Origin of the sequence: Pseudophaeobacter arcticus DSM 23566 (genome assembly GCF_000473205.1) — a bacterium.
Classification (GTDB): domain Bacteria; phylum Pseudomonadota; class Alphaproteobacteria; order Rhodobacterales; family Rhodobacteraceae; genus Pseudophaeobacter; species Pseudophaeobacter arcticus.
On sequence record NZ_KI421507.1, the window covers coordinates 1,243,032 to 1,268,800 of the forward strand.

At 59.3% G+C, this 25,769-nt stretch carries 24 protein-coding genes; 14 read left to right on the forward strand and 10 right to left on the reverse strand.

The features are described 5' to 3' along the window. The first annotated feature begins 38 nt into the window (after window positions 1–38). From soxC to ARCT_RS0109875, 3 genes are all read left to right on the forward strand, one after another. Complete coding sequence (gene soxC, locus ARCT_RS0109865) at window positions 39–1,331, forward strand: sulfite dehydrogenase (RefSeq protein ID WP_027239921.1); 1,293 nt, start codon at window positions 39–41, stop codon at window positions 1,329–1,331. Then, a complete protein-coding gene (locus ARCT_RS0109870) occupies window positions 1,315–2,385 on the forward strand; it encodes a c-type cytochrome (protein WP_027239922.1) in 1,071 nt (356 codons plus the stop codon). Before soxC ends, ARCT_RS0109870 begins: the two co-directional genes overlap by 17 nt. A gap of 393 nt (window positions 2,386–2,778) precedes the next feature. Further along, window positions 2,779–4,383, forward strand: coding sequence for a class I SAM-dependent methyltransferase (locus ARCT_RS0109875; RefSeq protein ID WP_027239923.1), 1,605 nt, complete (start codon window positions 2,779–2,781; stop codon window positions 4,381–4,383). A 131-nt stretch (window positions 4,384–4,514) separates the two neighbouring features. On the opposite strand, the gene ARCT_RS0109880 is transcribed toward ARCT_RS0109875, so the two are convergent. Then, entirely contained in the window at window positions 4,515–5,522 is a 1,008-nt protein-coding gene (locus ARCT_RS0109880) for a GlxA family transcriptional regulator (RefSeq protein WP_027239924.1), read from the reverse strand. A 353-nt stretch (window positions 5,523–5,875) separates the two neighbouring features. Here ARCT_RS0109880 and ARCT_RS0109885 point away from each other — a divergent pair, with 353 nt between their 5' ends. The 6 genes from ARCT_RS0109885 (at window position 5,876) to ARCT_RS0109915 (ending at window position 10,318) form a co-directional block, all read left to right on the forward strand. Continuing rightward, a complete protein-coding gene (locus ARCT_RS0109885) occupies window positions 5,876–6,508 on the forward strand; it encodes an ATP-dependent Clp protease proteolytic subunit (RefSeq protein WP_027239925.1) in 633 nt (210 codons plus the stop codon). Window positions 6,509–6,652: 144 nt separating this feature from the next. After that, the gene (gene clpX, locus ARCT_RS0109890) at window positions 6,653–7,921 is read left to right on the forward strand and encodes an ATP-dependent Clp protease ATP-binding subunit ClpX (protein WP_027239926.1); all 1,269 of its coding nucleotides are present in this window, start codon (window positions 6,653–6,655) and stop codon (window positions 7,919–7,921) included. Window positions 7,922–8,084: 163 nt separating this feature from the next. Continuing rightward, window positions 8,085–8,453 carry a RidA family protein gene (locus ARCT_RS0109895; RefSeq protein WP_027239927.1) on the forward strand — a complete coding sequence of 123 codons (369 nt, stop codon included), beginning with the start codon at window positions 8,085–8,087 and terminating at the stop codon, window positions 8,451–8,453. Between the two features lie 470 nt (window positions 8,454–8,923). Continuing rightward, a complete protein-coding gene (locus ARCT_RS0109905; protein WP_027239929.1) occupies window positions 8,924–9,310 on the forward strand; it encodes an NADH:ubiquinone oxidoreductase subunit NDUFA12 in 387 nt (128 codons plus the stop codon). Window positions 9,311–9,413: 103 nt separating this feature from the next. Then, window positions 9,414–9,866: an outer membrane lipid asymmetry maintenance protein MlaD gene (mlaD, locus tag ARCT_RS0109910; RefSeq protein WP_027239930.1), complete on the forward strand. Its 453-nt coding sequence runs from the start codon at window positions 9,414–9,416 to the stop codon at window positions 9,864–9,866. Window positions 9,867–9,934: 68 nt separating this feature from the next. Then, complete coding sequence (locus ARCT_RS0109915) at window positions 9,935–10,318, forward strand: DUF2155 domain-containing protein (RefSeq protein ID WP_379574548.1); 384 nt, start codon at window positions 9,935–9,937, stop codon at window positions 10,316–10,318. Here ARCT_RS0109915 and aat read toward each other — a convergent pair. From aat to ARCT_RS0109935, 4 genes are all read right to left on the reverse strand, one after another. Continuing rightward, complete coding sequence (aat, locus tag ARCT_RS0109920; protein WP_027239932.1) at window positions 10,267–10,899, reverse strand: leucyl/phenylalanyl-tRNA--protein transferase; 633 nt, start codon at window positions 10,897–10,899, stop codon at window positions 10,267–10,269. The genes ARCT_RS0109915 and aat overlap by 52 nt on opposite strands. 117 nt (window positions 10,900–11,016) lie before the next feature. Beyond that, the gene (gene accC / locus ARCT_RS0109925; RefSeq protein WP_027239933.1) at window positions 11,017–12,366 is read right to left on the reverse strand and encodes an acetyl-CoA carboxylase biotin carboxylase subunit; all 1,350 of its coding nucleotides are present in this window, start codon (window positions 12,364–12,366) and stop codon (window positions 11,017–11,019) included. Between the two features lie 9 nt (window positions 12,367–12,375). Continuing rightward, window positions 12,376–12,864, reverse strand: coding sequence for an acetyl-CoA carboxylase biotin carboxyl carrier protein (gene accB / locus ARCT_RS0109930; protein ID WP_027239934.1), 489 nt, complete (start codon window positions 12,862–12,864; stop codon window positions 12,376–12,378). A gap of 181 nt (window positions 12,865–13,045) precedes the next feature. After that, complete coding sequence (locus ARCT_RS0109935; protein ID WP_027239935.1) at window positions 13,046–13,585, reverse strand: LuxR C-terminal-related transcriptional regulator; 540 nt, start codon at window positions 13,583–13,585, stop codon at window positions 13,046–13,048. A gap of 134 nt (window positions 13,586–13,719) precedes the next feature. On the opposite strand from ARCT_RS0109935, the gene ARCT_RS0109940 reads away from it, so the two are divergent. After that, window positions 13,720–15,231 (forward strand): class I adenylate-forming enzyme family protein, encoded by a 1,512-nt coding sequence (locus tag ARCT_RS0109940; protein ID WP_027239936.1) that lies wholly within the window; start codon window positions 13,720–13,722, stop codon window positions 15,229–15,231. A 107-nt stretch (window positions 15,232–15,338) separates the two neighbouring features. Here the strand turns inward: ARCT_RS0109940 and ARCT_RS0109945 are convergent, their stop codons facing one another. From ARCT_RS0109945 to ARCT_RS0109965, 5 genes are all read right to left on the reverse strand, one after another. Continuing rightward, on the reverse strand, window positions 15,339–16,094 hold the full coding sequence (locus ARCT_RS0109945) for an ABC transporter ATP-binding protein (RefSeq protein WP_027239937.1): 756 nt from the start codon (window positions 16,092–16,094) through the stop codon (window positions 15,339–15,341). A 77-nt stretch (window positions 16,095–16,171) separates the two neighbouring features. After that, window positions 16,172–16,927: an ABC transporter ATP-binding protein gene (locus ARCT_RS0109950; protein ID WP_027239938.1), complete on the reverse strand. Its 756-nt coding sequence runs from the start codon at window positions 16,925–16,927 to the stop codon at window positions 16,172–16,174. Window positions 16,928–16,939: 12 nt separating this feature from the next. Then, window positions 16,940–18,142, reverse strand: a complete 1,203-nt coding sequence (locus ARCT_RS0109955) for a branched-chain amino acid ABC transporter permease (RefSeq protein ID WP_027239939.1) — start codon at window positions 18,140–18,142, stop codon at window positions 16,940–16,942. A 3-nt stretch (window positions 18,143–18,145) separates the two neighbouring features. Beyond that, on the reverse strand, window positions 18,146–19,168 hold the full coding sequence (locus ARCT_RS0109960) for a branched-chain amino acid ABC transporter permease (RefSeq protein ID WP_027239940.1): 1,023 nt from the start codon (window positions 19,166–19,168) through the stop codon (window positions 18,146–18,148). 176 nt (window positions 19,169–19,344) lie between these two features. After that, on the reverse strand, window positions 19,345–20,691 hold the full coding sequence (locus tag ARCT_RS0109965; RefSeq protein WP_027239941.1) for a substrate-binding protein: 1,347 nt from the start codon (window positions 20,689–20,691) through the stop codon (window positions 19,345–19,347). Between the two features lie 232 nt (window positions 20,692–20,923). Between ARCT_RS0109965 and ARCT_RS0109970 the strand changes: the two genes are divergently transcribed. The 4 genes from ARCT_RS0109970 to ARCT_RS0109985 all read left to right on the forward strand — a co-directional run bounded on the left by ARCT_RS0109970 (window position 20,924) and on the right by ARCT_RS0109985 (window position 25,761). Continuing rightward, window positions 20,924–22,222 carry an XRE family transcriptional regulator gene (locus ARCT_RS0109970; protein WP_027239942.1) on the forward strand — a complete coding sequence of 433 codons (1,299 nt, stop codon included), beginning with the start codon at window positions 20,924–20,926 and terminating at the stop codon, window positions 22,220–22,222. A 95-nt stretch (window positions 22,223–22,317) separates the two neighbouring features. Next, on the forward strand, window positions 22,318–22,731 hold the full coding sequence (locus tag ARCT_RS0109975) for a response regulator transcription factor (RefSeq protein WP_027239943.1): 414 nt from the start codon (window positions 22,318–22,320) through the stop codon (window positions 22,729–22,731). Window positions 22,732–22,744: 13 nt separating this feature from the next. Continuing rightward, a complete protein-coding gene (locus ARCT_RS0109980) occupies window positions 22,745–23,068 on the forward strand; it encodes a hypothetical protein (protein WP_205855521.1) in 324 nt (107 codons plus the stop codon). Next, on the forward strand, window positions 23,068–25,761 hold the full coding sequence (locus ARCT_RS0109985; RefSeq protein WP_027239945.1) for a sensor histidine kinase: 2,694 nt from the start codon (window positions 23,068–23,070) through the stop codon (window positions 25,759–25,761). The genes ARCT_RS0109980 and ARCT_RS0109985 overlap by 1 nt, the downstream gene beginning before the upstream one ends. Window positions 25,762–25,769 lie beyond the last annotated feature (8 nt).

Genomic DNA, 25,769 nt, shown 5'->3' on the forward strand with positions numbered 1-25,769 from the left:
TCATTAACATGAATTTATCGATGTAAGGAGAAAAGAAAATGAGCGATAAAGCAGATGATTTTGCGCCATCGCGCCGCCAGTTTCTGGCCGGTGCAGCCGCAACCGGAGTAGGGGCTGCCGCCGTTGCCGCCGGACAGGTGGCCCAGGCCGCGACGCCGGATCCCCTGATCACCGAAGTGCAGGACTGGGCCAGCGGATTGGGCGATGGTGTTGATGCCACCCCCTATGGGTTGCCGATCCAGTTTGAACAGGACGTGGTGCGCCGCAATGTGGAATGGCTGACGGCGGATACAATTTCCTCGATCAACTTCACGCCAATTCACGCGCTGGATGGCACCATCACCCCGCAGGGCTGCGCCTTTGAGCGTCACCACTCGGGGGCGATTGAGTTGCGCAAGGAAGATTACCGGCTGATGATCAACGGGCTGGTGGATACACCGCTGGTGTTCTCTTACGCCGATCTGGAGCGCTTCCCGCGCGAAAACCGGGTGTATTTCTGCGAATGCGCCGCAAATTCGGGGATGGAATGGGCGGGCGCCCAGCTGAATGGTGCCCAGTTCACCCATGGCATGATCCACAACATGGAATATTCTGGCGTCTCGCTACGCACCTTGCTGCAAGAGGCGGGCCTGGGGGCCGCAGGCGATTTCAAGGATAAATGGGTCTATGTCGAAGGCGCTGATGCCTCGTCGAATGGCCGCTCGATCCCGCTGGAAAAGGCGCTGGACGATGTGCTGGTGGCCTTCAAGGCCAATGGCGAGGCCCTGCGCAAAGAGCACGGCTATCCGGTGCGTCTGGTTGTGCCCGGCTGGGAAGGCAACATGTGGATCAAGTGGCTGCGCCGCATCGAGGTCATGGATGGCCCGGTGGAAAGCCGCGAAGAGACCTCAAAATACACCGACACCATGGCAGATGGCTCGGCCCGGAAATGGACCTGGGAGATGGATGCGAAATCCGTCGTCACCAGCCCCAGCCCGCAGTCGCCCATCACCCATGGCACCGGTCCGCTGGTGATCACCGGTCTGGCCTGGTCGGGGCGTGGCGCCATCACCGGGGTGGATGTCTCGGTTGATGGCGGCAAGAACTGGAGCAAGGCCCGTCTGGGCGCGCCGGGTGTCGATAAGGCGCTGACGCGGTTTTACCTCGATATCAACTGGGACGGCTCGGAAATGCTGTTGCAGTCCCGTGCGCGGGACAGCTCGGGCTATGTGCAGCCGACAAAGACAGAGCTGCGCGCAGTGCGCGGTCTGAACTCGATCTATCACAACAACGCCATCCAGACCTGGTGGGTCAAAGCCGATGGGGAGGCAGAAAATGTCGAAGTTTCCTAAAGTTATCGCCGGAGCGGCGATCGCATTCGCGCTCACCCTGCCGGCCTATGCCGGGACATATGGCCTGGGTCGTGTGGCCCTGCCGGAAGAAATTGCCGCCTGGGATCATGACGTGTCACCAGATGGCACCGGCTTGCCCGTGGGATCGGGCGATGTGCTGGCTGGCGAGGAAATCTTTGCCGAAAAATGCGCCGTCTGCCACGGCGATTTTGCCGAGGGCGTCGACAACTGGCCCAAACTGGCCGGGGGGCAGGGCACCCTGGACCATGAGGATCCGCTGAAAACAGTGGGCTCTTACTGGCCCTATCTGTCGACCACCTGGGACTATGTGAACCGCTCGATGCCCTTTGGCGCGGCGCAGACGCTGGAACCAGATGAGGTCTATGCCATCGTGGCCTATATTCTCTATTCCAACGATCTGGTGGATGACGATTTTGTGCTCTCGAACGAGACATTCACCGATGTCACCCTGCCCAATGCCGAAGGCTTTTTTGTCGATGACCGGCTACAGAGCGAGGCCCATTTCTGGAAAGCTGAGCCTTGCATGTCCGACTGCAAAGACAGCGTCGAAATCACCATGCGGGCGCGGGTTCTGGATGTGACACCCGAAGAGACTGCGACCGCTGAGGCCACTGTTGAAGAAGCCGCTGCGGAGCCTGATGCTGCGGAACCTGTTGCGGCAGAGCCTGTTGTAGCAGAGGCAGCCGAGCCCGTGGTTGAAGAGGTGGCGCTGGACCCGGAACTGGTGGCCCAAGGCGCCAAGGTGTTCAAAAAGTGCAAAGCCTGTCACAAAATCGGCGAGGGGGCCAAGAACAGCACGGGCCCCATCCTGAACGGTATCTTTGGCTCCACGGCAGGCATGGTGGAGGGGTTCAAATACTCCAAGCCGATGCTGGCCGCGCGCGAAGAGGGGCTGGTCTGGAACGAAGAGGCCCTGGCAGCCTTTCTGACCAAGCCCAGGGCGTTCATGAAGGGCACCAAGATGTCATTTGCCGGGCTGCGCAAGGAAGGCGATATCGAAGCGGTTGTGGCCTACCTCAGAAGCTTTGACTAACCTCCCTGGGATCATGACCTGAACAGGCGGGGACAAAACCCGCCAATATGCGAACAGCCCACCAAAATGGGAACACCCCACCAAAATGGGAACAGGGGGCGGATCAGTCCGCCCCTTTGCTGTTGTCCGCCGCCGCTGTTGTCCGCTGCGGACCCTCTACGCTGGATGGGGGCAAGGCGGGGAGTCGTGAGGGAATTTCCACCTATCAAAGCGCCGGTTCGGGGCGGGTTTGGCCCCGAACCAACGACATAGGGCGCGGTGTTTTGCCTCCTCGGCGCCGGTGCAGGAGATCTGGAAAAATTGAATAGAAATGTCGCGAGCTTAACCTCTTGATCACCAATTTTGGACAGGTTGCCCAGACGCGCCCGTTCCAAGCAGACCAAGAGGTAGTATATGAGCGACTGGACTTCCGGCTATGTAGCCGAGGTTGACTATACACATGATTTTTTTCATGAAATGACACCGGCAGTCATGGCCCTGGCTGCAACTTCAAAGGGTCAGAAACACAATCTGGCGCAGACAGATCTCAGCTATTGCGAACTGGGCTGTGGTCAGGGGTTCACCGCCAATCTCTTGGCAGCCGCCAACCCGCATATTCAGTTTCACGCAATGGATTTCAACCCGGCCCATATTGCAGGCGCCCGGGATCTGGCTGCTGAGACTGATTTGGACAATGTTCATTTCTACGAGCGCTCCTTTGCTGATTTTGAGCAAGAAGAGAGCCTGCCCAAGCAGTTTGACATCATTGCCCTGCACGGGGTGATGAGCTGGGTCTCGCAGGAAAACCAGCAGCATATCGTTGCCTTTATCCGCCGCCGTTTGAAACCTGGCGGCATGGTCTATGTCAGCTACAATTCCCTGTCGGGCTGGGCCGCGATGATGCCGCTGCGGCGTATTCTGCTGGACCGCGCCACCCAGGGCACTGGTCCCCTGGAGGACAGGATTGCAGAGGCGCTGCGCTTTGCCGGGCAGCTGGAAGGGGCAGGAGCCAGGTTTTTTAAAGCCAATCCCATCGCTGGCAGCCGATTGGAAAAATCCAGAAAAATGTCCCGCAACTATCTGGCGCATGAGATGTTCAATGCCGACTGGACACCGTTTCATTTTGCCGATCTTGCCGGTGATCTGTCAGCGGCCAAGCTGAACTTCCTTAGCTCGACCAGTCTTCTGGACCATGTCGACGACATTTGCCTGACGCCGCAACAACGCGCGATGCTGGAGGCCGAAAGCGACCCGGTGCACCGCGAAAGCCTGCGGGATGTTTTGGTGAATGAGCAGTTTCGCTCGGATTTGTTTGTAAAGGGCGGGCGCAGCCATACCGAACGCGGTGCCATTGGGGCCTGGTTTGCGACCCCGCTGGCGCTGACGCAGCGCTATAATGGCGGCGCTTTGAGGCTCAGCTGGCGCTTGGGGGAGATCGCTTTGGACCCGGCGCAATATGGGCCCATTCTGGAGGCCCTGCAGGCGGGGCCAGCCACTGTGCGCCGCCTTTTGGACCAAGGCGCCTTTGGCCAGATGACCTGGGGCGAAATCTCGCGGCTGCTGCGGCTGCTGATCGGGTCGGGAACCCTGTCACCCTGTCTGCCACTGGAGGGCATCAAGGCGCGCGAGGCGCGCTGTCAGGCCTTTAATCTGGCGGTCTGCAAACGGGCCGAAGACAGCGACACACTGCGTTTTCTGGCCTCTCCGGTCACCGGTGGCGGGCTGGAACTTGACCGGTTCGAACAGCTGTTCCTATTGGCCTATAGCGAAGGCAAGGCGGCGCCGGTTGACTGGGCTGCCCTGGCCTGGAGCATCCTCTCTGCGCAGGGGCAGCGGCTGCATCATGACGGGCAGGTGCTGGAGCAGGCGGAGGAAAACCTGGCGGTATTGCAGGCCCGCGCCAGTGCCTTTGCGGCACGGCGGCTGCCCCTGTGTAAAGCGCTGGGGCTGATCCCGGCGTCGGCTGAGGGGGCAATTGCCGCAACCACAGCAGAGCCAACCCGTGAGGCCGCCGCCTAGCGCTGGAGGCCACTATGGGATAACAGGCTGAATGGGATAACAGGCTGAATATGCAAAAACCGCAGCGAACAGGCTGCGGTTTTTTGCGTTTTGCGCTCTGGCCAAGAGGCCTGCGACTTAGGGTCCTGACCCTAGCTCCAGCCCTTGCGGAAAAAATGCGGCGAGGCGCCAAATTTTCGTTTGAACTGGCGCGAGAAATGCGTCGAGCTGTTAAAGCCAGAGGCCAGCGCTATTTCGGTGACGCTCATCGAGGTTTCGTTCATCAGGGCAAAGGCATGGGCAAGGCGCATGTCGAAATAGACATGCATCGGGCTTTGATCCAGATAGCGCGAGAACAGGCGTTCGAGCTGGCGCCGCGAGATGTCGAGCTGTGTACAAAGTTCACCAATGGACAGCGGGTCCTCGATGGCGGATTGCATCAGTTGCAGCGCATTCAAAAGCCGTTGGTTGCGGCTGCCGATGGCCACGGCATAGTTGGATTTCTGCGGTGTGGCCAGACCACCAGAGCGCACATGCAGGCACATGTCAGCAACGATGATCGCCAGCTGTTTGCCATGGCGCGCTTCGATCAGGTTGAGCATCAGATCGGTGGCCGCATTGCCGCCGCCACATGTCATCAGGGGGCCGCTGATCTCAAAGCTGTTGGCCGAGGGGGTCAGGTCGGGAAAACTCTCCTGAAACCCCGGTTGGTTTTCCCAGTGCAGGGTAAAGGCCTGATCGCGGATCAATCCGGCCTGGGCCAGGGCAAAGGCGCCGGTGCAGATGCCGCCGATCGAGCGGCCAAACCGGCTCTCGCGGCGCAGCCAGTTCAGGGTGGCATCGCCTGCGGTCGACTGCGGCTCGACCCCGGCACAGACAAACCCCAAAGCATCCGAGGGCAGCGGCTGGAGCGCCATATCCGGTGTCACCATCATCCCGTTGGAACAGCGGATTGGGGTGCCGTCCTCGGTGAGGATAAACCAGCGATACAGTTTGGAATTGGTGACCTGATTGGCGATGCGCAGAGGTTCGATTGCAGCGGCAACCGGCAGCATTGTGGCCTTGGGCAACAACAGGAAATAAAAATCCTGCGGCGCGCCGGAATGGGGAACTGCCAGAGTGGCCGAGGCACCTTTTTGAACAAAATTATCTTCTGTCATGGCTATGTCCTGGTTCAAAAGGCGGAAAGACCCGTTACGGCAACAGGGGATCTGGTAAAAGCATCTCCAGGCTGCGCGATTTGCGACATCTGCGTCATCGTGGAAGGATCCCGGCTTTCACCTGTCCTGCATTGCGTTTACTGTGCCTTTGCGCCTGTCTGCCCTGAAATTGCGACTGCGTTCCGATGTTTTGCGACGCCTGTGCCACAGGTCCCGCCTCATTGGGGGGCGGAGAGGGGATAGGGGGGTAAAAACAAAAGCCACCTCTTGCAGGCCCAAGAGGGCGATACTAAGACTCAGGTAATACTCTGTCTGGTATGGTGCCGGACAATACACAACGCAGGCAGGTTCGCATGATTGATCCCAGAGAAACTTATATGAATACCCTCGTGCCCATGGTGGTCGAGCAGACCAGTCGGGGTGAGCGGGCCTATGATATCTTTTCCCGCCTGCTGAAAGAGCGGATTATCTTTCTGAATGGTCCGGTCCATGATGGCATGTCCTCGCTGATCGTGGCGCAGCTCTTGCACCTTGAGGCCGAGAATCCTTCCAAGGAAATCTCGATGTACATCAACTCCCCCGGCGGTGTTGTGACCTCGGGGCTGTCGATCTACGACACAATGCAGTATATCAAACCCAAGGTTTCGACTTTGGTCATCGGTCAGGCGGCCTCGATGGGGTCGCTGCTGCTGACCGCTGGTGAGGCTGGCATGCGGTTCTCGCTGCCCAACTCCCGCGTTATGGTGCACCAGCCCTCGGGTGGGTTCCAGGGCCAGGCCACCGACATCATGATCCATGCCGAAGAGACCCTGAAGCTGAAGCGTCGTCTGAACGAGATCTACGTCAAGCACACCGGCCAGGAGCTGGCAAAGGTGGAAGCGGCGCTGGAGCGTGACAACTTTATGGACCCCGAAGAGGCCAAGGCCTTTGGCTTGATCGACGAGATCGTCGAAAACCGCGCCAAGGATGACGACGAAGAAAGCTAAGGCGCGCCGTTACGAGACAACATGTGCCCCGGTTTTTGTGGGGCACATATTTTGACATTGTGGCCGCCGAAGGGCTGTCATAAGCTGACTGATAGGCGCGGCACCCGGAGAAACCGGCGCTGCGAGCGGACTGAAAGGTAGACCATGGCGACGAATTCGAGTGGCGACAGCAAGAACACGCTTTACTGCAGCTTCTGTGGCAAAAGCCAACATGAGGTACGTAAACTGATTGCGGGTCCCACCGTGTTCATCTGCGACGAATGCGTTGAGCTGTGCATGGATATCATCCGTGAAGAAACCAAGGCCTCTGGCCTGAAGGCCACCGATGGTGTGCCCAGCCCCAAAGATATCTGCGAAGTTCTGGATGACTATGTGATTGGTCAGGCGATGGCAAAAAAGGTTCTGTCGGTGGCGGTGCATAACCACTACAAGCGTCTGAACCATGCGCAAAAGGCCGGCAATGATATCGAGCTGGCAAAATCCAACATCCTGCTGATCGGCCCCACCGGCTGCGGCAAGACGCTGCTGGCCCAGACCCTGGCGCGGATCCTGGATGTGCCCTTTACCATGGCGGATGCCACCACATTGACCGAAGCCGGTTATGTGGGTGAGGACGTCGAGAACATCATCCTGAAGCTGTTGCAGTCCTCTGAATACAATGTGGAACGCGCCCAGCGTGGCATCGTCTATATTGACGAAGTCGACAAGATTACCCGCAAGTCGGAAAACCCGTCGATCACCCGCGATGTGAGTGGTGAAGGCGTGCAGCAGGCGCTGCTGAAGCTGATGGAAGGCACGGTGGCCTCGGTGCCGCCGCAGGGCGGGCGCAAGCATCCACAGCAGGAATTCCTGCAGGTGGATACCACCAATATCCTGTTCATCTGCGGTGGCGCCTTTGCCGGTCTTGACCGGATCATCGCGCAGCGCGGCAAGGGCTCTGCCATGGGCTTTGGCGCTGATGTGCGCAACAATGATGACCGCGGCGTTGGTGAGATCTTCCAGGAGCTGGAGCCAGAAGATCTGCTGAAATTTGGTCTGATCCCGGAATTTGTCGGCCGTCTGCCGGTTCTGGCGACGCTGGAAGATCTGGATGAAGACGCGCTTGTCACCATCCTGACCAAGCCAAAAAATGCTTTGGTGAAACAATATCAGCGTCTGTTCGAGCTGGAAGATACCGAGCTGGACTTTACCGATGAGGCGCTCAGCGCCATCGCCAAACGTGCGATTCAACGTAAAACCGGTGCCCGTGGTCTGCGCTCTATCCTGGAAGATCTGCTGCTGGAAACCATGTTCGAGCTGCCCGGGATGGATAGCGTTACCAAGGTGGTGGTCAATGAGGAGGCTGTGACCTCTGATGCGCAGCCTTTGATGATCCATACGGATGCTGAAAAAGAGCCGGCCTCGGCGAGTTAAGCAATTGAGACCGGGGTGTTGATGCAGCCCAATTGGAATGGCCGATGTTTAACGACATTGGCCATTTTTATTTTGTAGAGTGTGGATGAGAAGGGGCTTTGCCCCCTCGTGCCCGATGGGCACTCACCCCCAGGATATTTTGGGCCAAATGAAAGGATCACAGATGGCTAGGATTACGCGAATTTCGTCCGGTGGCGAATTTGAAAAGACGGTTGGCTATTGCCGCGCCGTGGTTGCGGGCGGATTTGTGCATGTGGCCGGCACCGTGGGCCAGGGCGAGGATGTGGTGAGCCAGTGTCGCTCGGCCCTGGAGATTATCCGCAAGGCTCTGGGCGAGGCGGGGGCCGGGTTTGCCGATGTGGTACGGGTGAATTATTACCTGCCGGACCGGCAGGAGTTTGAGGCCTGCTGGCCGATACTGGCAGAGGCTTTTGGCGCCAACCCGCCTGCGGCCACCATGATTGAGGCTGGGTTGATTGATCCAAAATACCGGATCGAGATCGAGCTGACCGCTTTGGCGCCAGCGGCGTGATGTAGCCCTGCCCGTTCTGACTGGGTGAACATACCCAAATTACGACAGAACAAGCCTTTCTACACAGGGAAGACCCTGAGGGAAGGCGCGCTGATATCTGGTTCTCGCGTTGCACAAGAACAGGCGCAATGCGCGACTTGAGCGATGCCAAGGTGATGGCAAGGTCTCTGCCAGCAGTTTTCCCCAGGGCCGGTCGCTGGAGCTTGTGGCCCGGCACTGTGATCAGCCCGGTGATCCGGTGATCCGGGGCTTTGATGCGGTCAAGGCCGATGAATTCCATATCGATCATCTTGCTCACCCGCTTTGCAAACCGGCTGACCTGATGCGAGCAGCGGGCCGAGGCTACCAAACCTTAAGGCATAGGCTGTAGTTCTGCTAAAACCCGCCGGGGCCGCGGCATGCCGCGCGCAAGCCACTGGACCTTGGCGGGAAACTGCGTCATACGGTTAGGGAAATCTTCGGAGGCATTCATGGGAATTCTGAACACTCTTTTACGCGCTGTGACCTGGTGGAATGGTCAGACGCTGAATACCCAGATCTTTACCGCCCGCAAGGGGATCAAGGTGGGAGAGGATGACCAGGGCAATGTGTTCTACCACAACGCCGATGACAGCCGTCGCTGGGTCATCTTCAACGGCGAAATCGAAGCCTCGCGCATTGGTGCGGATTGGCATGGCTGGCTGCACCGTACCTTTGACGAGTTGCCCAGCAAAAAACCTCTGGTTCACAAGGTCTGGGAAAAGCCGCATCAGGAAAACCTGACAGGCACCCTGAAGGCCTATGCGCCGGTGGGCTCGATCCGCAGTGGGACCAGCCCAGAGCCGCGCAGCGACTACGAGGCCTGGGCCCCGGAATAGGACCTGACCGCAGGACCACAGGGCGCATATATCACTGGACCCAAGGGCGGAATGCTCTTTGGTCCTTTCCTCTTTTTGACCCATAGATCTAGGCAGACACGCAATGTCGCATAACACAACTGAAGTTCTGACAGGCGGGCTGGTTCTGGCTGCGGCCATCGGATTTGCCGTCTATGCCGGGCAGGTCGCCGGGCTGTCGACAGCCCGCAGCGGCTATGAGCTCACGGCGTCTTTCCGGTCCCTGGAAGGCGTGGGCGTCGGCACCGATGTCCGCCTTGCCGGGGTCAAGATCGGGACCGTCACCGGGGTGGATCTGAACGCGGAAACCTTCCGGGCGGATACCCGATTTTCGGTTCTTGAGGGCATTCAGGTGCCAGATGACAGTTCGGTGATCATCTCATCCGAAGGTCTGTTGGGCGGGAATTTTGTCGAGGTGATGCCCGGGGGATCACCGTTCAATTTTGAACCAGGAGACGAGGTTCTGGACACCCAGGGGGCAGTCAGTCTGATTTCGCTCTTGGTTAAGTTTGTCTCCGGCAGCGGGGGTGACTCGTGATGTCTTGGCGTGGGGGTTCCGGCCTGCCTGGCAGCCTGTCTCGCGGCCTGCCTGGCAGCCTGCGGGCCATGGCCCTGGGTGTCGTCGCCCTTGGCCTGAGCGCCGCTGTGGCCCCGCAGCCGCTCTTTGCGCAGGAGCCTGCGGAACGCGGAGTGGCAGCAATTCTGCGCGGGCTGGATAAGGTCAACGGGCATCATACCGACGTTGAAATCCAAGTTGGTGGCAGCGCCGAGATCTACGGGTTGATCGTCACTCTGAGGGAGTGCCGCTATCCGGTGTCCAACCCGACCGGGGATGCCTATGCCTATTTGACCATCCGGGATCCGTTGAGTGGTGAAGTGTTTTTTGACGGCTGGATGATTGCCTCCAGTCCGGCGCTGTCGGCGCTGGATCACGCCCGCTATGACGTCTGGGCCATCCGCTGCAACAGCAGCGCGGGCGAGGGCAGCTGAGGCGCGGTGAAATCCGCCTCTTTCTCTAACGCCTGTTGCAAGCGCGCCTTATAGGCGGCGCGGCTGATTTCGATGGCCCCCAGCGAGGCAAGGTGCGGCGTCAGGAACTGGGTGTCGCAGAGCTGAAACCCGGCTTGGCGCAGCCGGTCGATCAGATAGGCCAGGGCAATTTTGGACGTATCGCGCTGGCGCGAGAACATGCTTTCGCCAAAAAATCCCGCCCCCAAAGAGACGCCATAGACCCCGCCGACCAGCCTGTCCTGATCCCAGACCTCAAGCGAATGTGCATGTCCCAGGGCATGAAGGTCCTGATAACGTGCATATATCTCATCGTTGATCCAGGTCTCCTCGCGGTCGGCGCAGGCCGCGACCACGTCGCCAAAGGCACGGTTCACCGATATCTCATAGGCGCCCTGACGGATGGTCTTTGCCAGAGAGCGCGAGATGTGGAAACCATCAATGGGAAAGATGCCACGACGTTTGGGGTCAACCCAAAACACCTCGTCATCTTCGCGGTGCTCGGCCATCGGGAAAACTCCGATGGAATAGGCATGCAGCAAGAGTTCCGGGGTTAGGCGCATCAATTTTCCTAAAAAAGGAAAGGGGAGGTGGGGTCCCTGGTCATTGCATCAGGAGGGCGCGCCAGGGGGGAATTGCAAAGGGGGCGCTCCGGTAAGAACGCCCCCATCCACCGGGGGTTAGCCCCCGAGGTTTTCTTCCAGCCAGCGTTCCAGCCAGTGAATGCCATAGTTGCCCGACTGTATATCAGGCTCTTGCAGCAGGGCGTCGAACAGCGGCACGGTGGTGTCGATACCATCGACGATCAGCTCCCCCAGGGCGCGGCTGAGCCGTGCCAGGGCTTCGGGGCGGTCGCGGCCATGCACGATCAGCTTGCCAATCAGGCTGTCGTAATAGGGCGGGATCGAATAGCCGTCATAAAGCGCCGAATCCATCCGCACCCCCAGCCCGCCTGGCGCATGAAAGGCGGTGATCTTACCGGGGCAGGGAGAGAAGTTTGGCAGTTTTTCCGCGTTGATGCGGACCTCGATGGCATGGCCGTTGATCTGCAGCTCGTCCTGGGTGAAGGAGAGCGGCAGCCCTTCGGCAACGCGGATTTGTTCGCGCACCAGATCAACACCAAAGATCGCCTCGGTCACCGGGTGTTCCACCTGCAGGCGGGTGTTCATCTCGATGAAATAGAACTCGCCGTCCTCATAGAGGAATTCGATGGTGCCAGCACCGGAATAGCCCATCTTGCCGATGGCATCGGCGCAGATCCCGCCGATGCGGGCGCGTTCTTCGGCGCTGATGCAGGGGCCGGGGGCCTCCTCAAACACCTTTTGGTGGCGGCGTTGCAGCGAACAGTCGCGTTCGGCCAGATGCACACCGTTGCCCTGACCATCGCCAAAAACCTGAATTTCGATGTGACGCGGCTTCTGGAGGTATTTCTCCATATAGACTTCGTCATTGCCAAAGGCGGCCTTGGATTCAGAGCGCGCGGTCTGGAACGCCTGCACCAGATCAGCAGCGGTTTCGGCAACTTTCATGCCGCGACCGCCGCCACCAGCTGTGGCCTTGATGATCACCGGATAGCCCATGTCGGCGGCAACCGTCTTGGCGGTTTCCACGTCGGGCACACCACCGGCAGAACCGGGCACGCAGGGGATGCCTAGCATCTTTGCGGTGTCCTTGGCGGTGATCTTGTCGCCCATCTGGCGGATGTGTTCCGCCGAAGGACCGATAAAGGTGATACCGTGGTCTTCCAGAATTTGCACAAAATTGGCGTTTTCCGACAGGAAGCCATAGCCCGGGTGGATTGCCTGAGCGCCGGTGATCTCGCAGGCCGAGATAATGGCCGGGATCGACAGGTAGCTTTGAGCGCCCGAGGGCGGGCCGATACAGACGGATTCGTCAGCCATACGCACATGCATCGCATCGGCATCTGCGGTGGAATGCACCGCAACCGATTTGATGCCCATCTCGCGGCAGGCCCGGATCACGCGCAGCGCAATCTCTCCGCGGTTGGCAATCAGGATCTTGTCAAACATGGGCTGCCCTTACTCGATGATGGCCAGCGGAGATCCGAATTCGACGGCGGCGCCATCTTCAACCAGGATGCGCTTGACGGTACCGGATTTTGGCGCCGGGATATGGTTCATGGTTTTCATCGCTTCGACGATCAAAAGGGTATCGCCCTCATTGACCTGTTTGCCAACAGCGATAAAGGCCGGCGCACCGGGCTCGGCCTGCAAATATACGGTGCCAACCATGGGGGAGGTGACGGCGCCGGGGTGGCTGGCCGGATCATCTGCCGGGGCTGCGGCGGCGGGAGCTGCTGCTGCAGCAACCGGTGCGGCGGCCACAGGCGCGGCCACCTGTACAGGGGCTGCGGCTGCGACGATGGCCTGGCGCGATACGCGCACATTCAGGCTGTCGTCTTCGCTATAGTCGCGCTTGACCTCCAGTTCGGTCAGGTCGTTGTCCCGCAGCAATTCGGCCAGTGCCTTGATGAATGCCACATCTGCTTCGTGCGTTTTGTTTGTCATTGTGTCCTCAGCCGGTTCCGACAGATCTGCCACAGGTTTGCCACGTGGGCAGCCTGGAAATTAACAGCGCTTATAGGGGAAGCGTTACCACAAGGAAAGCACTGTCGAATACGGTCATAAAATGGGCAGGCTTGGCGGGATTCGCAATCTCTGAGCCAAAGTTTTCATCATGGATCGCCAATTATAGCGGCATGCCGCTCAGCTTGGCGACCAGTTCCGGCAGCTTGCGGGCGTTGAATTTCTGCAAAAGGCGGGCGCGATGGGTTTCGATCGTGCGATAGGACAGATCCAGCTTTAGCCCGATTTCCTTGGCCGAGAGCCCCTTGCAGGTCAGGATCGCCACCTCGCGTTCGCGCGGGGTGAGGCTGACCACCGGGCGATCTTCGGAGATATCGGCAAAGGACCAGATGCCAGTGCGAAATGGGTCATCCGGCGTGATTGAGCGTCCCCGGACCCGACACCAGAACAATTCACCCGAGTGACGGCGCATGATGCGTTCATCATTATAGAGCCCGGTCTTGGCGCCTTCGTCCTGTTGCAGCAATTGCCCGATACGGTGGTAATCTTCCCGGCTGGGGTAAAGTTCGGCGATCAGCACATCAGCGTGATCCGCAGGGGTGCCGCCAAAGGTGATGGCAAACTGCTGGTTACACCGTTTGATCACACGGTTCTCCAAAACGGCGAGGCCCACAGGGGCGTGGTCAAAGGCAATATCGCTCATGGCTTCTATTAACCGGGTATTTTTGCGGAATTGAAGGGAAAGCGACACCGTGGAAGGGTGTTTTTTGACAGGCTCTGTGTTGCGTGGCTCCGGGGAGGGGCCCAAGAGCCGACCAATCAGGAGGAGAACAGGCGATGAATATCGCGCAATGGCTGTATCGGCAGGCGCAGGCAGAGGGCGCCCGCCCGGCGCTTTACCTGGGGCAGGAGCTGGTGGCCGATTATCAAAGCTTTCATCACAAAGCCGCCGCGCTGGCGGGGTGGTTGCTGGCGCAGGGGGTGCAGCCCGGCGACCGGATCGCCCTGTTTCTGAAGAATTGCCCGGACTATCTGATCACGCTTTATGGCATCTGGTATGCCGGCGCTGCCGCGGTGCCAATCAACGCCAAGCTGCATGGGCGCGAGGCGCAGTTCATCCTGCAGGATGCCGCCGCGCGGATGGTTTTTACCTCTCCGGGACTGGATCGCTCTTTGGCGGCGGCCGGGGTTGAAACACCAGTGGTTTCCATCACGGCAGAGGCCTATCGGCAGGCCATGGGCTCTGCGCCCATAGCCGAGCCTGTGTTGCGGGATCCGCAGGATCTGGCCTGGCTGTTTTATACCTCTGGCACCACCGGCCAGCCCAAGGGGGTGCAGATCACGCATCGCATGCTTGTGGCGGTCTCGTTGAGCTACTTTGCGGATGTGGATGCGGCGACTGGCGCTGATCAGATCCTCTATGCTGCCCCGATGAGCCACGGGGCGGGGCTGTACAATATGCTGCATGTGCTGGTGGGGGCGGCGCATGTCTGCCCGGTGTCAGGTGGCTTTGACGAGATGGAGATCTTTGATCTGGCAGCGCATTTTGGCCGGGTGCAGATCTTTGCCGCCCCCACCATGGTGACGCGGATGACAGCGGTGGCAAAGGCGCAGGGCAGGTCGGGCGCGGGGCTGCGCAGTGTGATCTATGCGGGCGGGCCGATGTATCTGGCCGATATCATCGAGGCCGAGGCGCATTTTGGCCCGATCTTCATCCAGATCTACGGCCAGGGCGAATGCCCGATGGGCATTACCGCGCTGAAACGGGCCGAGGTCAGCGACCGCAGCCATCCCGACTGGAAATCCCGGCTCACTGGCGTTGGCCGCGCCCAAAGCGGTGTCGAGTTGCGCATTGGCACGCCAGAGGGGCAGCCCCTGCCTGCGGGGGAGCTGGGAGAGATCATGGTGCGTGGTGATGCGGTGATGCCGGGCTATTGGAACAACCCGGCGGCAACAGCGCAGACCCTGAAGGATGGCTGGCTGATGACCGGCGATATGGGGGTTCTGGACGCGGCTGGCTATCTGACGTTGCAAGACCGCTCCAAGGATCTGATCATTTCCGGTGGCTCCAATATCTACCCCCGCGAGGTCGAGGAGGTGCTGTTGATGCACGGCCAGGTGCAGGAGGTTTCTGTGGTGGGGCGGCCCCATGCGGATTGGGGCGAAGAGGTGGTGGCCTTTGTGGTGGGAGAGGCCACAGAGGCCGAGCTGGACGCCCTGTGCCGCGACCAGATTGCCCGCTTCAAATGCCCCAAGGCCTATGTCTTTGTTCAGGAGCTGCCCAAGAACAACTACGGCAAGGTGTTGAAGACCGAATTGCGGGCACGTCTCGTCGCTGAGGCCCCCTAGGTCTTTGACTATTGGAAAAAAAAGACCGGCTTCCCACAGAGAAGCCGGTCAGGGAGGTTGCATCTGCTAGGGACCAGAGCAACGGGGAGTAAACTGTTGTCTGGCGATCAGATCGCCAGATATTCTGCGCGCAGATCGGCGTTTTCCAGAACCTCGGCGGCGGTGCCGTCAAAGACAATGCCGCCGGTGTCGAGGATCACCGCACGATCCGCCAGTTCCAGCGCCCGGACGGCGTTTTGTTCCACCAGAATGGTGGTCATGCCCTGTTCCTTGACGTGGATGAGGGTCTTTTCGATCTCATCCACGATGACCGGCGCCAGGCCCTCATAGGGTTCGTCCAGCAGCAGCACCTTGATATCCCGGGCCAGGGCGCGGGCGATGGCCAGCATCTGCTGTTCGCCGCCCGACAGGGTGACGCCCTCTTGCTTGCGACGCTCACCAAGACGCGGGAACAGATCATAGAGCCGCTCGATCGACCAGCCGATGGGGGGCGCGATCTGTGCCAGCTGCAGGTTTTCCTCAACCGTAAGACCGGCAATGATGCGGCGATCTTCGGGCACCAGGCCCAGACCTGCGGCTGCGGCTTCGTGGCTTTCCATCAGGTGCAGCGGCTGGTGGTCCAGCCAGATCTCGCCCTGGGTCACCATGGGGGAGCCGGTGCGCGCGATGGAGCGCAGGGTTGAGGTCTTGCCGGCACCGTTGCGGCCCAGCAGTGCCAGGATTTCGCCCTCATGGACGTTAAAGTTGATGCCCTGCACGATATAGCTTTCGCCATAATAGGCATGCATGTCCCAGACCGACAGAAAGGCCGGGGCGGTGGTCGCCGCATTGGCGTTCTTGGAAAAGTCGGGTTTGACGTTCATCTGTCTTGTCCTTTCTTACCCTGACCCATCCTGACGCGGGATTGCCGCGCACCAGGATAGGGTGGGAGTGTCCGTTTTTACGCCGACTCGCCGAGATAGGCTTCGCGCACTTTTGGATTGCCACGGATGTTTTGTGGATCATCCTCGACCAGAGGTGTGCCCTGGGCCAGAACGGTGATCCGATCCGCAAGAGAGAACACCACATGCATGTCGTGTTCGATGATGGCGATGGTGATGTCGCGCTGTTCCTTGATCTCTTTCAGCAGATCAATGGTGTTGTTGGTATCCGCCCGCGCCATCCCGGCGGTGGGTTCATCCAACAACAGCAGACGTGGCTCTTGTGACAGGCACATGCCGATCTCAAGGCGCCGTTTGTCCCCCCGCGACAGCGAGGCAGAATGCATATGGCGCTTGTCTGCCATGTTCATCTCCACCAGCATGGCTTCGGCCTTTTCCAGTACGTCCGTTTCACTGGGAACCGAGGTGATTGCATTCAGGGAAAATGCGCCGTCCCGTTTGGCAAAGCAGGGGATCAGCATGTTTTCCATTACCGTGAGATCGCCAAAGATCTCGGGGGTTTGAAAGACGCGGCTGATGCCCATCTGGTTGATCTCAAAGGGCTTGCGCCCCAGCACCGACTGGCCGTCGAACATTACCGACCCGGTATCCGGGATCAGCTTGCCCACCAGACAGTTCAGCAGGGTGGATTTGCCCGCGCCATTGGGTCCGATAATGGCGTGGACGGTGTTTTCCTTGACGCTGAGATTGACATCTCCCAGCGCTTGCAGGCCACCAAAGCGTTTGCCTACGTTTTTGACTTCAAGAATACCCATCAATCCGTCTCCTTATTCCGCAGGGGTTTTTGTGGCAGAGGTGGAGTCGTCTTTGTTCTTGCGACCCTTCACCCATTTGCCGATGCGTTGACCACCTTCGACCAGACCTCCGGGGAGGAAGACCACAACCAGCATGAACAGGATACCCAAAGTCAGATGCCAGCCTTTGCCGATGAAAGGATGCACGATGAAGACGACAGAATCTTCCAGCCCGTCGGGCATAAAGGCGAACCAGTTATGCAACACGGTGTCATTGATCTTGGAGAAGATGTTCTCAAAGTATTTGATGAAACCAGCGCCCAGAACCGGGCCGATCAGAGTGCCCGCACCGCCGAGGATGGTCATCAGAACAACCTCGCCCGAGGCGGTCCACTGCATGCGCTCGGCACCAGCCAGAGGATCCATCGAGGCCATCAGACCACCGGCCAGACCCGCATACATGCCAGAGATCACAAAGGCGGCAAGTGTGTAGGGTTTGGTGTTGAGACCAGTGTAGTTCATCCGCTGCTGGTTGGACTTCACAGCCCGCAGCATCATGCCAAAGGGCGAGCGGAAGATGCGGATCGACAGGTAGAAGGCCGCCAGCAGAACCAAGGCACAGAGGTAGTATCCGGCGTTGAACTGGAAGGTCCAGGGGCCAACAACCATTTCAAAGGTTGAACGCATTTCCAGACCAAACAGGCTGGTCACCGGAATTGATCCGTCAGCGGTGGCCGAAACGCCCAGGATACGGGGATCATCCAGCGTCAGCTGCAGACCGGTTTCCCCATTGGTGATGGGGGTCAGAACCGAATAGGCCAGGTTAAAGGACATCTGCGCAAAGGCCAGCGTCAGGATTGAGAAGTAGATGCCCGAGCGCCGCAGCGAGACAAAGCCAATGAGCAGCGCAAACAGCCCCGAAATTGCCACCGACAGCAGGATGGCAGGCACCACGTTCATGGATAGCAGTTTGAACATCCAAACGGCAGAGTAGGAGCCGACCCCCAGAAAGGCCGCGTGACCAAAGGAGAGATAGCCGGTGAGGCCAAAGAGAATATTGAAACCGATGGCAAAGATGCCAAAGATCACAAAGCGTTGCATCAGATCCGGGTAGCCCGCATTGAACTGCGCCATGGCGCTGCCCGTGGGGAATGGATTGAGGATGAAGGGAGCACAAAGCGTCAGTACAGCGACGACCAGGAGCATCCGCGTGTCTTTATTATCAAGTCCGAACATGTGTTATTCCTCCATCACGCCTTTGCGGCCCATGAGACCCCGCGGACGGGTGAGCAGAATAATGATCGCGACGACATAGATGATGATTTGGTCGATACCGGGAAGGAAGGATTTGATCTCGTTCATCGAGGCAAAGCTTTCCAGAATGCCGAGCAAAAAGCCCGCCAGCACAGCGCCGGGCAGCGAGCCCATGCCGCCGACAACCACAACCACAAAGCTCAGCACCAGAAAGTCCATGCCCATATGGTAGTTGGGGGAATTGATCGGGGTATACATCACCCCGGCAAGGCCCGCGACAGCGGCAGCAATGCCAAACATGATGGTAAAGCGGCGGTCGATATTGATGCCCAGCAGACCAACGGTTTCACGGTCTGCCATGCCGGCACGCACAACCATCCCAAAGGTGGTGAATTGCAGGAAGGAGAAGATGCCGCCGATGATGACAACCGAGAAGAAGAAGTAGACGATACGCCAGACCGGATAGACAATATCCATGCCAATCAGGGCGCCAACATTGGCAACGCCGCTCAGCGCCTCGGGCGAGGGGGTTTGGATTGGGTTGGCACCGTAGAAATACTTGATCACTTCCTGCAACACGATGGCGAGGCCAAAGGTCACCAGGATCTGATCCGCATGTTCGCGCTTGTAGAAGTGCTTGATCAGCCCGCGTTCCATCACATAGCCAACGCCGATCATGATCGGAATGGCAAAGAGGATCGCGAAGGGCACCGCCCAGTCTATTATGGCGCTGCCGATTTCGGGACCGAACCAACTTTCCACATAGGGTGTCTTTACTTTCAGTGCGTTACCGAGGAAATCCTTTTGGCTTTCGTCGACAACCTCATAGCTGAGGCTCAGCAAACGCTGCACGGTCACGGCGCAGAAGGCACCAATCATGAACAGGGCGCCATGCGCAAAGTTCACCACGCCCAGCGTGCCAAAAATGAGTGTCAGGCCCAGCGCGATCAGCGCATAGGCAGAGCCTTTGTCCAGCCCGTTTAAAATTTGCAATAGGATTGCGTCCATAGTCCCCACCCTTGGGTTCTTCGATGTGGAAGTGGTGGATTCCGACCCTGCGAGGCCTCATGCCCCGTCTTAACGGCACGCCCACACGGCCAAGGCCGCGTCAGGTGAAACCGGGATGTCAGAATGAAGATAATGCGCCGGGCGCTATAGCAAGCGCCCGGCTATGAGTACCTGAATTAGGCGCCCGGGTTACAGCTGCCCAATGCACCACCGGCAAACATCGGGTGATCCGCAGGATAGGTAACCTGTGCTGCAGGTGTGACTTCAACCACTTCAAGAAGGTCAAACTCGGACGTGGGGTTTTCTTTACCACGTACAACCAGAACGTCTTTGAAGCACTGGTGATCTTCGGCGCGATAAAGCGTCTTACCGTTGCCCAGACCGTCGAATTCAAAGCCTTCCAGGGCTTCGACAACAGCGCAGGGGTTGAACGAACCCGCGCGCGAAACGGCATCTGCATAGAGCATGGTCTGGCAATAAACAGTATGTGCCGCCTGGCTGGGTGGGAAGCCGTATTTGGTGCCAAAGGAGCGCACAAAGGCCTGGCTGCCTTCGTCCTGCAGCGACCAGTGCCAGTTGGTGGAGCCGTGGATGCCTTTAACGTTGGCACCAGCACCTTTGGCCATCAGGCGCGAATAGAGCGGAACAACAATTTCAAACTGTTTGCCGTTTACGATCTTTTCACGCAGGCCAAACTGAACCGCGTTGGTCAGCGAGTTCACCATGTTGCCGCCGTAGTGGTTCAGAACCAGCACATCGGCGCCAGAGTTCAGAACTGGGGCGATATAGGAAGAGAAGTCAGTGGCCGCCAGCGGCGTACGTACTTTTTCCACGGTGTTCCAGCCGAGCGCTTCGGTCGCGGCCGCGATGCTTTCTTCCTGGGTCCAGCCCCAGGTGTAGTCAGCGGTCAGGTGATAGGCGTTCCGGTCGGTGCCATAGAGGTTCTTCAGCACTGGCGCCAGCGCCGCTGCCGACATGTAACCGTTAAAGAAGTGACGGAAGCCATTGGCTTTCTTGTCTTTACCGGTGGTGTCGTTGGAATGTGTCAGACCAGCCATGAAGATCACGCCAGCTTCCTGGCACAGGCCCTGAACGGCGACAGCCACACCGGAGGACGAGCCACCAGTGATCATCACGGCGCCGTCTTTTTCGATCATCGACTTGGCCGAGGCACGGGCCGCATCAGATTTTGTCTGGGTGTCGCCGGTGACGAACTTGACTTCTTTGCCCAGGATGCCGTCGCCCTGCAACACCTTGGACGAGAAGGTGTTCATCATGCCGCCGTCGCCGCCGCCATTCAGGTGCTCAACCGCCAGCTGATAAGCGCGCAGCTCGTCGGCGCCCTCATCGGCGTAGGGGCCGGTCTGTGGAACGTTGAAACCCAAAGTAACCGAGCTGCCGGTTGGGTCGTTGGTGAACGCGGCTGCAGAAGACGCGGTAAAAATTGTTGGAAGCGCAAGGCCAGTGCCTGCGAGGGCGCCTGACTTCAGGACCCCGCGACGCGAGAATGCTGACTTGGACATAAAATCCTCCCTTATGTGTAAAACGTCGAACAGCTCCTCACTTCTGCGCAACGTCTGCACGTTTTGTGCAAAATCAGTATGGGAGCGAGTTGTAAAATTGCGCAATAAAACCCTTGAAATGATCATCTATTCTGTAAACAAATGCACAGTATTCACTGGTATTCTGTAAAGTTTATTATACTGCAGTGCAGAAAGCCTTTGAAATGGTAGGGTTTTGACAAGGAGCCAGCGGATGGCGCGTGACACGCTGACAGGCAGCCGTATTCGGGAGCGGCGTTTGATCCTGGGTATTCGACAGGCTGAGCTGGCGCGCAAGGCTGGAATCTCGGCCTCCTACCTCAATTTGATCGAACACAACCGCCGTAGAATCGGCGGTAAACTTTTGGTGGGCTTGGCGCAGGTTCTGGGGGTGGAACCCTCGATGCTGACCGAAGGTGCCGAAGCGGCATTGCTCTCGTCTCTGCGGGAGGCGGCAGCGGATGCCGGCCCCAAGGTGGCAGAGCTGGACCGCACCGATGAGTTTGCCGGCCGCTTTCCGGGCTGGGCCGAGGTCCTGGCCAGCAATCATCAGCGCATCGCCCGGCTGGAACGCACGGTCGAAACCCTGTCGGATCGGCTGACCCATGACCCGCAGCTTGCGGCCTCGTTGCACGAGGTGTTGTCAACGGCGGCGGCGATCCGCTCGACGGCCTCGATCCTGGCCGAAACCGGAGAGCTGGAGCCGGAGTGGCGGGATCGGTTTCACAATAACCTCAATGAGGATTCGCGGCGTCTGGCCGAAAGCAGCCGTGCGCTGGTGAACTTTCTTGATGAAAGCGACAGCAGCGCAGAGCGTCGCGGGATGCCACAGGAAGAGGCCGAAGAGTTCCTGCTGTCCAATGGCTATCACTTCCCTGACCTGGAGCAAGGGCGCACCGACCCCAAGTCGCTGGTTGCGGCGGCCCCGGAGCTGATCAGCGACTCGGCCCGGATGATCGCCCGTAGCGCCTTGGAGCAATATCACAGTGATGCCCAGCAGATGCCGCTCGACGCGGTGGCGCAGATCATCCAGGCCGAGGGGCTGGATCCCTCTGCGCTGGCGCTGCGGTTTAATGTCGCCCTGCCGGTGGTCTTGCGCCGTCTGGGTGTCTTGCCAGTTGATGTGCTGGGGCAGGAGGCAGGGCTGGTGGTCTGCGATGGCTCGGGGTCGATCCTGTTTCGCAAACCGGTGGCTGGTTTTGCTCTGCCGCGCTTTGGCGCCTCCTGTCCGCTTTGGCCGATCTATACGGCGCTGCAGCGACCGGACGTTCCATTGCGGCGCAATGTGGTGCAGCAGGGGCGCAGTGCGCTGGGATTCGAATGCCTGGCGGTGGCCTGGAACCATGTGCCCAGCTCGTTTGACCGGGATCCGCTTTATCACGCGGTGATGCTGATCCTGCCGCGCCGCGAGGTGCCGGCGCAGGCGCAGCCGGTGGGCAGCAGCTGCCGGATCTGCCCGCGCCAGGCCTGTGAAGCACGCCGTGAGCCGTCGATCCTGAAGGAAGAGTTTTGACTTGTGCCCGGCGGCAAGGCTAGTCTGCCTTGGGATGAGAACGTGGCCTTGGGCAAAAATGTCCGAAGCAGCCGCGCTGGGAGGAACTTCTGCCAATGAGCAGACATGTGGTTTTAATTGAAGATGAGCCAAATATCGCGGAAGCCATTCGGTTTCTGCTGACCCGCGACAAGTGGACGGTGGATGTGCATGGAAATGGCAGTGACGCGGCTGCGGTCATCCAGGCAGCCAGCCCCGATCTGGTGATCCTGGATCTCATGCTACCGGGGAAAAGCGGCCTCGAAGTGATTCAAGAGCTACGCCTTGTCGACGGGATGCAGGCGCTGCCGGTGTTGATGCTGACCGCACGCGGCCAGCTGAAAGATCGTGAAATGGCGGAAAAAGCCGGGGTAACCAGGTTTATGACCAAGCCGTTTTCCAATTCCGAGGTGCTGACGGCGGTGCGCGACCTTTATGCGCAGGCCTATCAGGCGCCGCAGACCGTGACAGCACAGGACGCCGCCCAGTGAGGGGGCTTTTATAATGCGTGGCGACGGGGCCGGACGCCAGGATGAGCCCAACAGCCCCTTTGTGGAGCGGCGCACCTATCGCCGCCGCCGCCTGATGGATATCGCCCGCTTGCTGCCGATCCTGGGTGCATTGCTGTTGACGGTGCCCCTGATGTGGCCAAACCCAGATCCCTATCCCGCCCCTGGCAATCACGGCGGCATGGCGACCTCTGCTGCGATCACCTATATCTTTGCGGTCTGGGGCGGATTGATCGCTGCCAGCTTTGTCTTTGGACTGGCGGTGCGGCTGTGGGCCGGGCACTGGACAGAGGGCGGAGCCCAGGACGACCAGAGCTGATGGCCTCGCTCAATGTTCTGGCGCTGGTCTGTCTGGCCTATGTGGCGCTGTTGTTCCTGGTGGCCTTTCTGGCGGATCGTCGCGCCGCGCGCGGCCACAGCTCTGCCTGGATCCGCTCGCCGCTGATTTATACCTTGTCGCTGTCAATCTACTGTACCGCCTGGACCTTCTACGGGGCGGTGGGCTACGCGGTGCGCTCGGGGCTGGAATTCCTGACCATCTATCTGGGGCCGACGCTAGTTATGGTTGGATGGTGGTGGGGCCTGCGCAAGCTGGTTCGGATAGGGCGCAGTCAGCGGGTGACCTCGATCGCGGATCTGCTGTCGGCGCGCTATGGCAAGTCAAATGCGCTGGCCATTGGTGTCACTGTCTTGGCGGTAATTGGCATAACCCCGTATATTTCGCTGCAACTTCAATCTATTACCCTGTCTTTCTCAATCTTTGCCGAGGCCGATCCGCTGCGCAGCTACCACGATACCACGACGGTGTTCTGGGTGACGGCGGGGCTGGCGGTTTTTGCGATTTTGTTTGGCACCCGCAATCTAAACGCAAATGAACGCCACCACGGCGTGGTCACGGCGGTGGCGCTGGAGGCGGTGGTCAAGCTGGTGGCGCTGCTGGCGGTTGGCATCTTTGTGGTCTGGGGCCTGTCGGATGGGATCTCAGATACACTGGCCCGGATTGATGCCTCGCAAATTGGCGATTGGCGGGTGGATGGCGGCCGCTGGGCCACCATCACCTTTTTGTCGGCGGCCGCCTTTGTCTGCCTGCCACGGATGTTTCAGGTCATGGTGGTCGAGAACGAGGATGAGCGGCATCTGCGGGTCGCGGCCTGGGCCTTTCCGCTCTATCTTTTTCTGATCTCGATGTTCGTGGTGCCGATTGCTGCCATCGGCTTGGAGCTGCTGCCGCCGGGATCAAACCCGGATCTGTTTGTTCTGGCCCTGCCTCTGTCGCAGGGACAACAGGGGCTGGCGATGTTGTCTTTCCTGGGAGGGTTTTCTTCGGCCACATCAATGGTGATCGTGGCGGCCATGGCGCTTTCGACCATGGTGTCGAACCATATGGTGATGCCGATCTGGCTACATCTGCAAGGGGGCGAGGGGGCCTCGGTTTCTGGCGATGTGCGCAATGTGGTGCTGTTTGCCCGCCGGATTTCCATCGCGGTCATTCTTGGCTTGGGGTATTTCTACTACAAACTCTCTGGCGGAGGCGCGGCGCTGGCAGCCGTGGGGTTGATCTCCTTTGCCGGAATTTCCCAGATGTTGCCGCCGCTTGTCGGCGGGTTGTTCTGGCGCGGCGCCACCCGGACCGGCGCCCTGAGCGGCCTGTCCGTGGGCTTTGCCATCTGGGTCTATACCATGTTGCTGCCCGCCTTGGGCGGTGGCCTGTTGCCGGATCACGTCCTGGCCGAAGGGCTGTTTGGCCAGTCCTGGCTGCGGCCGCAGGCCCTGTTTGACATCGAAGGGCTGGATCCGACGGTGCATGCGGTGCTCTGGTCCATGAGCCTCAATGCGGCGGTGTTCTGCCTGGTCTCGCTGGTGACCTTCCCCAGCCCAATCGAGCGGCTGCAGGGGGCGCAGTTTGTCAATGTGTTTGAACATTCCTCGGGGCCACGCGGCTGGACCGGCTCGGTGGCGCAGAGCGAAGACCTGATGGTGATGTCGCAACGTATCCTGGGCGCCACCGAGGCCCAGGCGTTTTTCCAACGGGAGCTGGCCCGGCAAGGCGTGCGCGGCACCCTGCCGGAGCCAACTCCGGCCTTTCTGGAACGGTTGGAGCGTGAATTGGGGGCCTCGATCGGGGCGGCAGCGGCCCATGCGATGATTGGCCAAATCGTGGGTGGCTCTTCGGTTTCGGTGCAGGATCTGCTGGCGGTTGCGGATGAAACGGCGCAGATGCTGGAATATTCCAACCAATTGGAAGAACAGTCAGCGGAACTGTCGCGTACGGCGCGCCAATTGCGGGTCTCAAATGAAAAGCTGACCCAGATTTCCCAACAAAAAGATGCCTTTCTCAGCCAGGTGAGCCATGAGCTGCGCACCCCGATGACCTCAATCCGGGCCTTCTCTGAGATCCTGCGTGATGACGGCGATATGCCCCTGCCGGACAAAACCCGGTACGCCACCATCATCCATGATGAGGCCCTGCGCCTGACCCGGCTGTTGAATGATCTCCTGGATCTGAGCGTGCTGGAAAGCGGTCAGGTCAGTTTGAATATGTCGGTGGGCACCCTGAGCGACGTGATGGACCATGCGGTATCCACTGCATTGGCGGGCTCGGATCATCCAATTCAGGTCCAGCGTGATCCAAAATCAGAGGACATCCGCATTTCCTCTGACCTGGATCGGCTGGCGCAGGTTTTTATCAACCTGATTGCCAATGCACAGAAGTATTGTGACGCTGACCCGGCGGAATTGACCATTCGGGTGACCCGCAGCTTGGGGGAAGTCTGGATTGATTTTACCGACAATGGCAGCGGCGTTCCCGCCGACCACCAACAGCTAATTTTTGAGAAATTCTCGCGTGTTAGCCCGGAACGCGCAGGCGGAGCCGGGCTTGGTTTGGCGATTTGCCGTGAGATTATGCAGCGCCTGGATGGCGACATTTCCTACCTTCCCGGAGCGACGGGAGGCAGTTTCAGAATTTCCCTGCCATTTGAGCGGAAAATCCCCCCCGAGAGACCGTTTTAAAGGTCTTG

What these genes read in the sequence shown, in the direction of transcription:
- soxC (WP_027239921.1), top strand. Translation starts at nt 39, where the DNA reads ATGAGCGATAAAGCAGATGATTTTGCGCCATCGCGCCGCCAGTTTCTG.
- ARCT_RS0109875 (WP_027239923.1), top strand. Translation starts at nt 2,779, where the DNA reads ATGAGCGACTGGACTTCCGGCTATGTAGCCGAGGTTGACTATACACAT.
- ARCT_RS0109975 (WP_027239943.1), top strand. Translation starts at nt 22,318, where the DNA reads ATGAGCAGACATGTGGTTTTAATTGAAGATGAGCCAAATATCGCGGAA.
- ARCT_RS0109905 (WP_027239929.1), top strand. Translation starts at nt 8,924, where the DNA reads ATGGGAATTCTGAACACTCTTTTACGCGCTGTGACCTGGTGGAATGGT.
- ARCT_RS0109945 (WP_027239937.1), bottom strand. Translation starts at nt 16,094, where the DNA reads ATGAACGTCAAACCCGACTTTTCCAAGAACGCCAATGCGGCGACCACC.
- ARCT_RS0109880 (WP_027239924.1), bottom strand. Translation starts at nt 5,522, where the DNA reads ATGACAGAAGATAATTTTGTTCAAAAAGGTGCCTCGGCCACTCTGGCA.
- ARCT_RS0109980 (WP_205855521.1), top strand. Translation starts at nt 22,745, where the DNA reads ATGCGTGGCGACGGGGCCGGACGCCAGGATGAGCCCAACAGCCCCTTT.
- accC (WP_027239933.1), bottom strand. Translation starts at nt 12,366, where the DNA reads ATGTTTGACAAGATCCTGATTGCCAACCGCGGAGAGATTGCGCTGCGC.
- ARCT_RS0109970 (WP_027239942.1), top strand. Translation starts at nt 20,924, where the DNA reads ATGGCGCGTGACACGCTGACAGGCAGCCGTATTCGGGAGCGGCGTTTG.
- ARCT_RS0109885 (WP_027239925.1), top strand. Translation starts at nt 5,876, where the DNA reads ATGATTGATCCCAGAGAAACTTATATGAATACCCTCGTGCCCATGGTG.
- aat (WP_027239932.1), bottom strand. Translation starts at nt 10,899, where the DNA reads ATGCGCCTAACCCCGGAACTCTTGCTGCATGCCTATTCCATCGGAGTT.
- ARCT_RS0109965 (WP_027239941.1), bottom strand. Translation starts at nt 20,691, where the DNA reads ATGTCCAAGTCAGCATTCTCGCGTCGCGGGGTCCTGAAGTCAGGCGCC.
- ARCT_RS0109955 (WP_027239939.1), bottom strand. Translation starts at nt 18,142, where the DNA reads ATGTTCGGACTTGATAATAAAGACACGCGGATGCTCCTGGTCGTCGCT.
- ARCT_RS0109870 (WP_027239922.1), top strand. Translation starts at nt 1,315, where the DNA reads ATGTCGAAGTTTCCTAAAGTTATCGCCGGAGCGGCGATCGCATTCGCG.
- ARCT_RS0109940 (WP_027239936.1), top strand. Translation starts at nt 13,720, where the DNA reads ATGAATATCGCGCAATGGCTGTATCGGCAGGCGCAGGCAGAGGGCGCC.
- ARCT_RS0109935 (WP_027239935.1), bottom strand. Translation starts at nt 13,585, where the DNA reads ATGAGCGATATTGCCTTTGACCACGCCCCTGTGGGCCTCGCCGTTTTG.
- ARCT_RS0109960 (WP_027239940.1), bottom strand. Translation starts at nt 19,168, where the DNA reads ATGGACGCAATCCTATTGCAAATTTTAAACGGGCTGGACAAAGGCTCT.
- clpX (WP_027239926.1), top strand. Translation starts at nt 6,653, where the DNA reads ATGGCGACGAATTCGAGTGGCGACAGCAAGAACACGCTTTACTGCAGC.
- mlaD (WP_027239930.1), top strand. Translation starts at nt 9,414, where the DNA reads ATGTCGCATAACACAACTGAAGTTCTGACAGGCGGGCTGGTTCTGGCT.
- ARCT_RS0109985 (WP_027239945.1), top strand. Translation starts at nt 23,068, where the DNA reads ATGGCCTCGCTCAATGTTCTGGCGCTGGTCTGTCTGGCCTATGTGGCG.
- ARCT_RS0109915 (WP_379574548.1), top strand. Translation starts at nt 9,935, where the DNA reads ATGGCCCTGGGTGTCGTCGCCCTTGGCCTGAGCGCCGCTGTGGCCCCG.
- ARCT_RS0109895 (WP_027239927.1), top strand. Translation starts at nt 8,085, where the DNA reads ATGGCTAGGATTACGCGAATTTCGTCCGGTGGCGAATTTGAAAAGACG.
- ARCT_RS0109950 (WP_027239938.1), bottom strand. Translation starts at nt 16,927, where the DNA reads ATGGGTATTCTTGAAGTCAAAAACGTAGGCAAACGCTTTGGTGGCCTG.
- accB (WP_027239934.1), bottom strand. Translation starts at nt 12,864, where the DNA reads ATGACAAACAAAACGCACGAAGCAGATGTGGCATTCATCAAGGCACTG.